We start from the raw sequence: 10,709 nt of genomic DNA, 5'->3' as shown, positions 1-10,709 counted from the left end.
ACCACCCACGACACCCCCGTCCCGGACGGTACGGTGACGGGCGACGCCAGCTGACCGGGCTTGTACGCCCGGCGGCCGGAGCCGGCCCGGAAACGGTCGGTTGGAACGGATCGGGGACGGGGCGCTGAGCGGGGTCGACGGGAACGGTGGCGGCGGCACCCCGGTCGTCGCGCCGCCGGGCCCGGCCGCCCGGCTGGCCCGGCTGGTCACCGAACTGACCGCCCCGGCCGTGCTGGTGAGCATCCTGACCGTGCTGGTGGGCTGGCACGCCGCCGGCGGTGCGCACGGGCTGGCCTGGGGCCTGCTCGCCACCCTCTTCGCCAGCGGCATCCCGCTCGCGTACATCCTCGGCGGGGTGCGGCGCGGGCGGTTCACCGACCACCACGTGGGGGTGCGGGAGCAGCGGCGGGTACCCCTGCTCTTCGGCCTGGCCTCTACGGCGGCCGGCCTGGCGCTGCTCGCCGCGCTCGGCGCCCCGCGCCCGGTCCTCGCCCTGGTCACGGCCGGCGTGGTCGGGTTGGTGGTGGCGGTGACGGTCAGCCACTGGTGGAAAATGTCGATCCACACCGCCGTGGCGGCCGGGACGGTGGTGGTGCTGGTGCTGACCTTCGGTCCCCGGCTGCTGGCCGCCGCGCCGCTGCCAGTCCTGGCGGGCTGGTCCCGGGTGCGGCTGCGTGACCACACGGTGCCGCAGGTCGTGGTGGGTGGGGTGGTGGGCGCGCTCGTGGCGGGTGGCGTCTATGCCGCACTCGCCGGACAGTGAGCAGGATCCGGCGCAGCGCGACCGGCTCTCACCCTGCGTCGATCGTGAAGGTGCCGCCTCCCGCTGGCGGCAGCACCTTCACGATCGACGATGGTCAGGGGGTGTCGTCGGTGAGGTGGTGGCGGTTGGCCTGGAACCAGGCATCCAGGGCTGCCGGGTCGTCCGGATCGACGCCGTCCGCTATCAGCTGGGCCACCGCCGCGGTGGCGGGGCTGCGCCGCTCGCCGGTCGAGTAGAGCCGGGCGAACTCCGGCACCAGTTCCTCGATCATCTCGTCGGTCCGGGTGGCCGCCTGCTCCGGCAGCCCGCGCCGCCGCGCCGCGTACCCTGCCCAGGCCCGCAGCACCCGGGGCAGCATCGCCGCGTCGTCCATGTCCAGCACGGCCCGCCGGTGCACCCAGTCCAGCAGGAACAGGCCGACCATCGCCGGGCTCCAGCGCAGCGGGTCGGCGTCCGGGAAGCTCGCCGCGTGGTCGAAGAGCAGACCCAGGCAGAAGTGCAGCGAGGCCAGCTCCGCGTCGCCGTCGAGGGTGTCCAGCCCGAACCGGGCCGCCTCCGGGGAGGCGAGGAAGGCGCGGACGAGGTTGGCCCGCTCGTCACCGGTGAGCGGCTCCGCGTCCCAGACGGTGGTGTCTGCGGGCGCCCCGGGCAGCAGTGCCAGCCGCGCCCCGACCAGCGCCCGGTCGGTGGCGAGCGAACCCTCGGCGGGAAGCTCCCCGAGGTCGTCGGTGACCGCCAGGTGCCGACTCACCTCGCCGTGCATCCGGGCCGGGTCCTCCTCCCGGAACCAGGTCAGCTCGTCACTGGCGCACATCTGCCGGACCTGGTCGAGGATCCGCTCGGCGGGGCCACCGACGAAGACGTCCTTGGTGATACCGATGTTGTGGTCGACCAACGCCACCAGCGCGTGCTCGGGGCCACCCGCCGCGTCGTCGTACGCGAACGTGGCCAGGTAGGAGGTCTGGTCGCCGTACACGTCGCCGTACGCCCAGGTGCCGGTCAGGTGAACCCGGCCGAGCTGGCCCGACCAGGCCGGGGCACGGGTGCCGGGGCGAACCTTCGCGGCGCCCTCGGCGTCCGGCACCAGCGCGGCGAAGACCGAACGGATGGTGGTCGCGGCGGCGGTGCGACGCCGGGCCGTGGCGGTCAGAAAACCGGCGACGAACTCGCGGACCGCCCGCTCCCGGTCGGCCTCCGCGATCGCGTAGACGCTGCCCAGCAGGGCGGTGCCGAGCATCTCGGCGTCGAGGGCGCAGTCCAGGCGGGTCACGTCGCGGGCGGCGTGCAGCACCGCCTCGTAGGGGGTCTGTGGCGTGGCCATGAACCGACCCTACGCCGCTCCGGCGCTCCGGCGCTCCGTGGTCAACGGCCGGCATCCCGCAGTGCCGCGCGGGCCTGCCCGTACCGGCCCAGGACGACCCGGACCGGGGCTACCACGAGTTCCGCGCCGACCTCGGCCACCGCCGCCGCCAGCCGCTTCTCGGCCCGCTGCCGGGCGCGGCGGGCCGCCCAACGCACCACCGGCCGGTTCGCCCCGGCCACCAGCAGCCCGGCGAGCAGACCGCCCAGCAGCAGCAGCGTGGGCAGTGGCACCTCGCCCACCCTCGGGGTGTCCAGCGCCGGCAACCCGAGCGCGCGCAGGGCGTACCCGAGCACCAGCCAGCCGAGCCCGGCCACTGCGGCGAGGGACACCAGCCACTGCAGGCCACCGACGATCCGCCACCACACCGGTCGGCGGTCCAGGCCCAGGTCGGTGCCGGCCACCGCGCGGTCCAGCGCGTCCGGCAGGTCGCCGAGGCGGGAGCGGGCAGCCGTGGTCACCGCCTTCGGCCAGGGCGCGGGCAGGCCGTCCCCGGCACGGTCGGCGACCTGCCGGACCGCCAGCCCGAGGGCGGACCGCTGCGCGGCCGTCGGGTCGGGCACCGAGGTCGCGGCGACGAGGCTCTCCGCCGGCCGGTCGGCGTCCCGCGCCGGGCCGGGCAGGTGCAGCCGGCGCAGCGGATCCGGCCGGAGCCTCCGCCAACCGCGCACCACGGGCCAGCCGGTCGCCCCGGCGGCCCGGTGCCGGTACGCTCCCTCGACCGCTTCCGCCACCGCCGGGACCCCGGCCGCCCCGGCCAGGGCCCGGTCCAGCGCACGGACGGTCGCCTGGTCCGGCGCGTCCCCGGGCGCCTGCGCCCCGACCAGTTCGCCCATGGCGGTCACGACGGTGTCCACGTCGCCGGCGAGGCGGCGCAGTGCGGCCTGCCGCTCGGCGACCGTACGCTCCAGTGCCTCCCGTAGCCCGACGATGCCCGCCGGCTCGATCGCGTACGTGGCCAGCAGCGGCACCCCCGCCAGCCCGTCGGCGTCGAGGAGACGGCGCAGATCGTCGACGACCCGGGGCAGCTCCGCCGGGGGCAGCCGGTCGGCCTGGTTGAGCACGACCAGGGTGACGTCCCGGTGCCGGTGGAACTCGCGCAGGTAACTGGTGTGGATCACCCGGTCGGCGTACTTCTGGGGGTCTACCACCCACACCACCAGGTCGACCAGGCCGAGCAGCCGGTCCACCTCCAGCCGGTGTGACCGCTGCACCGAGTCGAAGTCGGGCAGGTCCAACAGGACCAGCCCGTGCAGGGCGGACTCGTCGTCGCCGTCGAGCGCGCTCTCCCGGACGAACCGGTGCCGGGGCAGTACGCCGACCCAGTCGAGCAGCCGGTTCGCGCCGTCGAGCGGCCCCCACACGCAGGCGTGGGCGACGCCGGTGGTGGGCCGCCGCACCCCGACCGGGGAGAGCTCCAGTCGGGCAAGGGCGTTGAAGAGGCTGGATTTGCCGCTGCCGGTGGCACCGGCGAGGGCCACCACGGTGTGGTCCCGGGACAGCGACAGCCGGGTGGCGGCCCGTTCGACCAGGGTGTGCGCGGCGACGAGCCGGGAGTCGGGAACCTGCCCGTCCACCGCGTCGAGGAACCGACGGACCGCGTCGAGGCGGCTGACCAGGGTTTCGGCGTGCACCCCCTGGTCACCCCGGAACGCCTCGCTCAGCCGGCCGGTGATGCCCGTCACCGGCGGTCTCCCACGGGCAGGGCGGTCGGCTCGCCGTCGGCGAGGCCGCTGCGGTGGCGGGCCGCCTCGACCCGGTCGGCGGCCCGGCGCAGCTCCGCGCCGGTGTCCGCGCCGGGGCGGGCCTCGTCGATGCGCGCCAGGTAGCGGGCGGCCTCGTCGCTCAACAGCGTCCGCACCCGGTCCAGCAGGTCGGACCGGGCCTTGTTGGCGAGGGTACGGATGGCCTGGTCGCCGAAGATCGCCTGGAGCACGCCCTGCGCGGCGACCGTGGTGCCCGCTCCGGCGGCCACCTCCAGCCCGGTCGGGACGAACGCCGTCGAGGCGAACACCGCGATCATGACGGCGAGGCCGGTGGCGTTGACCGCGTATGCGGCCGTCCGGGCCACGAACCGTTTGTCGCCGCCCTCCGTGCGCACCAGCTCCAGCACGCCGCGTTGCCAGTCCCGGACCAGCCGTTCGGCCCGCTCCGGCAGGTCGGGCGAGGGATGGGCCAGCTCCGGCACGAGCAGGGCTGCCCCCGCCGGGTGCGCCTTCCAGCTGGTGTGAGCGCTCTCCGCGGCTTCCGCGGCGACCGCGCGCAGTAGGGTGACCAGCTGTGACTCGATGGCGTTGCGCAGCTCGGCGGCGGGGGCGGCGGGTCGCCCGGTTACCGCGGCGACGAGCCGGTCGCGAAGCCGGCTGATGCGCGCCTCCACCGTCCGGAAGAACTCGCCGGTGCCGACGAACTCCTGCCAGCGGGTCAGCACCTCGCCGCGGAGCAGCCGGCCGTCCTTCAGGCCGACCTCCACTGTCCGCTCTGCCCCCCGATAGGCCGCGCGAACCCGTTCGTCGAGCGCGTCGGCGGCGACGGTCTGCTCGTCGGCGGCCTCGGCGAGCGCCTCGACGGTGGGGTGCAGCGAGGCGAGCGCGCCGTCCAGGGTCTGCCGGACCACCGCGGCCCGGGCGTCGGCGTCGGCGGCCAGCCCGGCGAACCAGTCGCTCAGCGGTGCGGTGACCCGCTCGGGCAGCAGACCCTGGCCGTCGACCCAGGTCTCCGGCAGAACGAAGAGCGGTGCGGTGTCGAGTTGCTGGGCGGCGAGCATCTCGGACAGGTGGGCGGTGATCTCGTCGGTGGCCTCCGGCGGCACCCGGTCGAGCACCAGGGCAATCGCGGCGCCCCGGGAGCGGGCGCTGCGCAGCAGCTCCCAGGGGACGGCGTCGGCGTACCGGGCGGCGGTGGTGACGAAGAGCCAGAGGTCGGCGGCGGCCAGCAGTTGGCCGGCCAGGGCCCGGTTGGCGTCGACCACCGAGTCGATGTCGGGCGCGTCGAGGAAGGCCAGCCCGGGCGGGAGCGCGGGCGCGCTGACCAGTTGCAGGGTGCCCGGGTCCTCACCCGGCTCGTTGGTGCGGGTCAGGCCGGGCAGCAGCTCCCCCTGCCGGAACCAGGAGGAGTCGGCGGGGTTGCAGACCAGCACCGGTGAGCGGGTGGTCGGGCGCAGCACGCCGGCTGCGCTCACCCGCGCCTTCACCAGGCTGTTGACCAGGGTCGACTTGCCGGCGCCGGTGGAGCCACCGACGACCACCAGCAGCGGCGCGTCGAGCCGGACGAGGCGGGGCAGCAGGTAGTCGTCGAGCTGGTCGGCCAGCGCGGTGGCGGTGCGCCGGGCCGGCTCGGCCGAGGGCAGGGTGAGCGGGAACCGGGCCGCGCCGATCGCGGCCCGCAGCCCGGCAAGCGCTGCCGGAAGGCCGTCCCCGGCGGAGCCGGACCCGCCCTGCGCGGCGTCCGGCGACCCGGTGCGGGCGACAGTGGGCGCGCCGGACCGGGTGGCGGGATCGCCTTGCGTCGTCACCGCTAAAGCGTGCCCGACCGATGCTGAAGAAGACAACCAGACGGTAATAACGGTCGGGGTTGCGTCGGGTCGACTCAACCCCGACTTGCGATTTGCGCGAGGCGTGGCACTATTGAGCCAAGTTCACTCAACTTGTGGTGTGGTCGCTGCGGGCGGCCCCGCCGGGCAGGCCCTGCGACCTGCTCATCGTTACGAAGCGAGGAAGCGAAGATGGCACGTGCGGTCGGTATCGACCTCGGCACGACGAACTCCTGCGTCAGCGTTCTCGAGGGCGGTGAGCCCACCGTCATCGCCAACGCTGAGGGCTCGCGGACGACCCCGTCGATCGTCGCGTTCGCCCGCAACGGCGAGGTGCTCGTCGGTGAGGTCGCCAAGCGGCAGGCGGTGACCAACCCGGACCGGACGATCCGCTCGGTCAAGCGGGAGATCGGCACCAACTGGACCGTCGACATCGACGGCAAGAAGTACACCCCACAGGAGATCTCGGCGCGCACGCTGATGAAGCTCAAGCGGGACGCCGAGGCGTACCTGGGCGAGCAGATCACCGACGCGGTGATCACCGTTCCCGCCTACTTCAACGACGGCCAGCGCCAGGCCACCAAGGAGGCCGGTGAGATCGCCGGCTTCAACGTGCTGCGGATCGTCAACGAGCCGACCGCGGCGGCCCTGGCGTACGGGCTGGACAAGGGCTCCAAGGAGCAGACGGTTCTGGTCTTCGACCTCGGCGGCGGCACCTTCGACGTGTCGCTGCTGGAGCTGGCCGAGGGTGTCATCGAGGTCAAGTCCACCTCCGGCGACAACCACCTCGGTGGCGACGACTGGGACCAGCGGATCATCGACCACCTGGTGAAGACCTTCCGCGGCGAGCACGGCATCGACCTGTCGCAGGACAAGATGGCCCTGCAGCGGCTCCGCGAGGCCGCCGAGAAGGCCAAGATCGAGCTGTCGGCGGCCACCACCAGCAACATCAACCTGCCGTACATCACCGCCGGGGCGGCCGGCCCGCTGCACCTGGACGTGACGCTCAGCCGCGCCGAGTTCCAGCGGATGACGCAGGACCTGCTGGACCGCTGCAAGGGCCCCTTCGAGCAGGCCGTCAAGGACGCCGGGATCAAGATCTCCGACGTCGACCACGTCATCCTGGTCGGCGGCTCGACCCGGATGCCGGCCGTGACCGACCTGGTCAAGCAGCTCACCGGCAAGGAGCCCAACAAGGGCGTCAACCCGGACGAGGTCGTCGCCGTCGGCGCCGCCCTCCAGGCCGGTGTGCTCAAGGGCGAGGTCAAGGACGTCCTGCTGCTCGACGTGACCCCGCTGAGCCTGGGCATCGAGACCAAGGGCGGCATCTTCACCAAGCTGATCGAGCGCAACACCACCATCCCGACCAAACGCTCCGAGGTCTTCACCACGGCCGACGACAACCAGCCGTCGGTGCTGATCCAGGTCTTCCAGGGTGAGCGGGAGATCGCCGCGTACAACAAGAAGCTCGGCACCTTCGAGCTGACCGGCCTGCCGCCGGCGCCGCGCGGCGTCCCGCAGATCGAGGTCACGTTCGACATCGACGCCAACGGCATCGTGAACGTGCACGCGAAAGACCTGGGCACCGGCAAGGAGCAGAAGATGACGATCACCGGCGGCTCCTCGCTGCCGAAGGACGACATCGAGCGGATGCGCCGGGACGCCGAGGAGCACGCCGAGGACGACAAGCGCCGGCGCGAGGAGGCGGAGACCCGCAACCTGGCCGAGGCGCTCCAGTGGCAGACCGAGAAGTTCCTCGCCGAGAGCGGTGACAAGCTGCCCAGCGAGAACCGCGACCAGATCAACGAAGCCCTCGGCGAGCTGCGCGGCGCGCTCGGCGGCCAGGACATCGAGAAGATCAAGTCGGCTCACGAGCGGCTTGCCCAGGTCTCCCAGCAGGCCGGATCGCTGCTCTACTCGCAGCAGGCGGAGCAGGGCGAGCAGCCCGGCGCGGCCGGTCCGGGCGCGGGCGCGGGCACGACCGGCGGCCCGAAGGCCGGCGGGGCGGACGACGTGGTCGACGCGGAGATCGTGGACGAGGACAAGAAGTGACGGTCCGTCCCGTACACGGACTCACGGCTAAGGGATCGAGGTAGTCGCATGACGGAGAAGCCACGAGCCGCCGACCCGGGTCCCACCGGGTCGGCGCCGGGTGGCTCCGGGCCCGCCGAGCAGACCGGCGGTGAGCCGCGGGTCGTCATCCGCAACAACCGCAAGCTCGGCAGGACCGAGGAGACGCCCGCCGCGGCCGACGCCGGGACGGACGCCCCGGCCGAGGGCCTGGTCGAGGAGGGCGAGGTCGTGGTCGACGAGATCGAGGTCGAAGCGACCTCGGTCTCCGGCCCGCCGGTGGTCGACGCGCCGGCCCAGCCGGCCGGGGAGGCCGCCGCGCCGCTCGGCGCCGAACTGGGGGCCCTCCGGGCCGAGCTCGACGAGCGGACCCGGGACCTGCAACGGGTGTCGGCGGAGTACGCCAACTACCGCAAGCGGGTGGATCGCGACCGCGGTCTGGTCCAGGAACAGGCGACCGGCTCGGTGCTCGCCGCGCTGCTGCCGATTCTCGACGACCTCGACCGGGCCCGCGAGCACGGCGACCTTGTCGGGCCGTTCGGCACGGTCGCCGAGCAGCTCACCACCGCGTTGGGCAAGTTCGGGCTCAGCGCCTTCGGCGAGCAGGGCGACCCGTTCGACCCGACCCGGCACGAGGCGGTCGCGCACCAGACCTCGGCCGACGTGGACGCGCCGACCTGCGTCCAGGTGATGCGACGGGGCTACCTGCTCGGGGAGCGGCTGCTGCGGCCCGCGCTGGTCGCGGTCGCCGACCCGGAGTAGTGCACGACCATCCGGTCGCCCCGCCCGCAGGAGCACGGCGGGTGGGGCGACCGGGCCACATCGCGAAGGAGGTGGACCGGTGAGTTCCAAGGACTGGATCGAGAAGGACTACTACGCCACGCTCGGCGTGCAGAAGTCCGCCTCCTCGGACGAGATCAAGAAGGCGTACCGGAAACTGGCCCGGGAGTCCCACCCGGACCACAACCCCGGTGACCCGAAGGCCGAGGAGCGGTTCAAGGCCGTCTCCGAGGCGTACGCGGTGCTCGGCGACGACGTCAAGCGCCGCGAGTACGACGAGATGCGCTCGCTGTTCGGCTCGGGCGCGTTCCGCCGTGGCGCCCGCGGCGCGGGCCAGCCCGGCGGGGGCGCGCCGTTCGACGTCTCCGACCTGTTTGGCGGCGCGGCCGGCGGGGACACCCGGTTCGGCGGCGGCGGCTTCACCGACCTGTTCAGCTCGATTTTCTCCGGCGGTGGGCCCGGCGGCCCGGCGGCCCGCACCCGGGGACCGGTTCGGGGTCGGGACATCGAGACCGAGGTGGTGCTCGACTTCGACGACGCGGTACGCGGAGTGACCCTGCCGCTGACGCTGCGGGCCCCCGGACTCTGCGACACCTGCCACGGCGACGGGGCGAAGCCCGGCACCCGGCCGACAGTCTGCCCGATCTGCCAGGGCACCGGGATGACCACCCGCGACCAGGGGTCGTTCAGCTTCTCCGAGCCGTGCCGCGTCTGTCAGGGCGTGGGTACGGTGGTCGAGGAGAAGTGCCCCGAGTGCCAGGGCACCGGCGGCGTGACCAAGACCCGGACGTTGAACGTGCGTTTCCCCGCCGGGGTGGCTGACGGCCAGCGGATCCGGCTGGCCGGCCGGGGTGAGCCGGGCGAGCGCGGCGGGCCGGCGGGTGACCTGTTCGTACAGGTGAAGGTCCGCCCGGATGACCTGTTCGGGCGGAGCGGGGATGATCTGACCCTGACCGTGCCGATCACCTTCGCCGAGGCGGTGCTCGGCACGAACCTGCGGGTGCCCACGTTCGACGGCGCGGTGACCCTGCGGGTGCCGCCGGGTACGCCATCGGGGCGGGTGCTGCGGGCCCGTGGCAAGGGCGTGGTGCGCAGGGACGGCCGGGCCGGTGACCTGCTGGTCACGCTCGACGTGCTGGTGCCGGCGACGGTGTCGGACGAGGCCCGGGCGGCGCTGGAGTCGTTCGCGGCGCAGACGCCGCCGGCGGCACGGGAACATCTCGACGCGCGGTTGCGTCGGGTTGGTTGACCGGGGTGGACCGGGTGCGGAGGTGAGCGGGATGTCGGACGGGTTCGTCGGTTCGGATGACCCTGCCTACGAGGCCAAGGTGTTGATGATCTCGGTTGCGGCGCGGATGGCGGGGATGCACCCGCAGACCCTGCGCCAGTACGACCGGCTCGGCCTGGTGCAGGCCGGCCGGGCTGCCGGGGGCGGGCGCCGGTACAGCGTGCGCGACGTGGTGCTGCTGCGCGAGGTGCAGCGGCTCAGCCAGGACGAGGGCGTGAATCTGGCCGGGGTCAAGCGGATCATCGCGTTGGAACGCCTGCTGGAGCAGGCGCAGCAGCGGGTGGCCCGGCTGGAGGCGGAACTGGACGCGGCGTACCGGCGGATCGCCGAACTGGAGGCGTTGGGCGGCTTCCCGCGTGGTGATCTCGTGCCGACCAACCGCACCTCGACGGCGCTCGTGGTGTGGCGTCCCCGCCGTACCGACCGCTGATTCGCCGGCTCGGCGCACGCCTGCAGGACCGCGAGCGCATCCGGACCGGACCACTCCGATTGGCGCGAATGGCGGTGTTCCAGTGCTGGGACACCGCTACATGCCGTTGCTGGAGCCGGCCACAATGGGGTGCGGGCCGGTTGTGGGTTTTCCCGCGCCGGCTGACCGCCTCCGCTAGCCTCAAAATCAGGTCCAACCGGATTCGATCCGGATTCCGATGGCGGGGGGAGCCATGACGGACTCGGCGAAGAGGGCCGCCCAGCAGGCGGAGGACCGGCTCGAACAGGTGGCCGAGAACGCCCGGCAGAGGTTCGACCGGCTGACCGAGGGGCGCCTTGCTGACAGCATCAAGAACGGCAGGTTCGCCGACCAGGTCGACCACGGCATCGACCAGGCGCGCAGGGAGGCGGGACGCCGAGGGCAGGGTGGATCGGAACGCTGACGATCCACGGGCGCGCGGGCCGGGACCCACGGGGGGTCCCGGCC

9 protein-coding genes are annotated in these 10,709 nt (G+C 73.6%); 6 read left to right on the top strand and 3 right to left on the bottom strand.

Going from position 1 to position 10,709, the window contains the following annotated elements; translation table 11 throughout:
• Positions 1 to 193 precede the first annotated feature (193 nt).
• Complete coding sequence (locus tag E1193_RS25630; RefSeq protein ID WP_243707892.1) at positions 194 to 763, top strand: phosphatase PAP2 family protein; 570 nt, start codon at positions 194 to 196, stop codon at positions 761 to 763.
• A 94-nt stretch (positions 764 to 857) separates the two neighbouring features.
• Here E1193_RS25630 and E1193_RS25625 read toward each other — a convergent pair whose 3' ends face one another.
• Genes E1193_RS25625 through E1193_RS25615 form a run of 3 tightly spaced genes read right to left on the bottom strand, consistent with a single transcriptional unit; the run spans position 858 to position 5,637 of the window.
• On the bottom strand, positions 858 to 2,084 hold the full coding sequence (locus E1193_RS25625; RefSeq protein ID WP_132185748.1) for a hypothetical protein: 1,227 nt from the start codon (positions 2,082 to 2,084) through the stop codon (positions 858 to 860).
• A gap of 41 nt (positions 2,085 to 2,125) precedes the next feature.
• Positions 2,126 to 3,808 (bottom strand): GTPase, encoded by a 1,683-nt coding sequence (locus E1193_RS25620; protein WP_132185747.1) that lies wholly within the window; start codon positions 3,806 to 3,808, stop codon positions 2,126 to 2,128.
• Positions 3,805 to 5,637 carry a GTPase domain-containing protein gene (locus tag E1193_RS25615; RefSeq protein ID WP_132185746.1) on the bottom strand — a complete coding sequence of 611 codons (1,833 nt, stop codon included), beginning with the start codon at positions 5,635 to 5,637 and terminating at the stop codon, positions 3,805 to 3,807. The genes E1193_RS25620 and E1193_RS25615 overlap by 4 nt, the downstream gene beginning before the upstream one ends.
• 210 nt (positions 5,638 to 5,847) lie before the next feature.
• Here E1193_RS25615 and dnaK point away from each other — a divergent pair, with 210 nt between their 5' ends.
• The 5 genes from dnaK (at position 5,848) to E1193_RS25590 (ending at position 10,665) form a co-directional block, all read left to right on the top strand.
• The gene (gene dnaK / locus E1193_RS25610; RefSeq protein WP_132185745.1) at positions 5,848 to 7,707 is read left to right on the top strand and encodes a molecular chaperone DnaK; all 1,860 of its coding nucleotides are present in this window, start codon (positions 5,848 to 5,850) and stop codon (positions 7,705 to 7,707) included.
• A 48-nt stretch (positions 7,708 to 7,755) separates the two neighbouring features.
• Positions 7,756 to 8,487 carry a nucleotide exchange factor GrpE gene (gene grpE / locus E1193_RS25605; protein ID WP_132185744.1) on the top strand — a complete coding sequence of 244 codons (732 nt, stop codon included), beginning with the start codon at positions 7,756 to 7,758 and terminating at the stop codon, positions 8,485 to 8,487.
• A gap of 79 nt (positions 8,488 to 8,566) precedes the next feature.
• On the top strand, positions 8,567 to 9,754 hold the full coding sequence (gene dnaJ / locus E1193_RS25600) for a molecular chaperone DnaJ (protein ID WP_132185743.1): 1,188 nt from the start codon (positions 8,567 to 8,569) through the stop codon (positions 9,752 to 9,754).
• Between the two features lie 31 nt (positions 9,755 to 9,785).
• A complete protein-coding gene (locus tag E1193_RS25595) occupies positions 9,786 to 10,223 on the top strand; it encodes a MerR family transcriptional regulator (RefSeq protein WP_132185742.1) in 438 nt (145 codons plus the stop codon).
• A gap of 232 nt (positions 10,224 to 10,455) precedes the next feature.
• Positions 10,456 to 10,665, top strand: a complete 210-nt coding sequence (locus E1193_RS25590) for a hypothetical protein (protein WP_132185741.1) — start codon at positions 10,456 to 10,458, stop codon at positions 10,663 to 10,665.
• Positions 10,666 to 10,709: the final 44 nt, after the last annotated feature.

It is taken from the genome of Micromonospora sp. KC606 (assembly GCF_004348675.1).
Classification (GTDB): Bacteria; Actinomycetota; Actinomycetes; order Mycobacteriales; family Micromonosporaceae; genus Micromonospora.
Note: the sequence above shows the minus strand (reverse complement) of the source record. Positions and strands in the feature narration are given on the sequence as shown.

What these genes read in the sequence shown, in the direction of transcription:
- E1193_RS25625 (WP_132185748.1), bottom strand. Translation starts at nt 2,084, where the DNA reads ATGGCCACGCCACAGACCCCCTACGAGGCGGTGCTGCACGCCGCCCGC.
- dnaK (WP_132185745.1), top strand. Translation starts at nt 5,848, where the DNA reads ATGGCACGTGCGGTCGGTATCGACCTCGGCACGACGAACTCCTGCGTC.
- grpE (WP_132185744.1), top strand. Translation starts at nt 7,756, where the DNA reads ATGACGGAGAAGCCACGAGCCGCCGACCCGGGTCCCACCGGGTCGGCG.
- E1193_RS25595 (WP_132185742.1), top strand. Translation starts at nt 9,786, where the DNA reads ATGTCGGACGGGTTCGTCGGTTCGGATGACCCTGCCTACGAGGCCAAG.
- E1193_RS25590 (WP_132185741.1), top strand. Translation starts at nt 10,456, where the DNA reads ATGACGGACTCGGCGAAGAGGGCCGCCCAGCAGGCGGAGGACCGGCTC.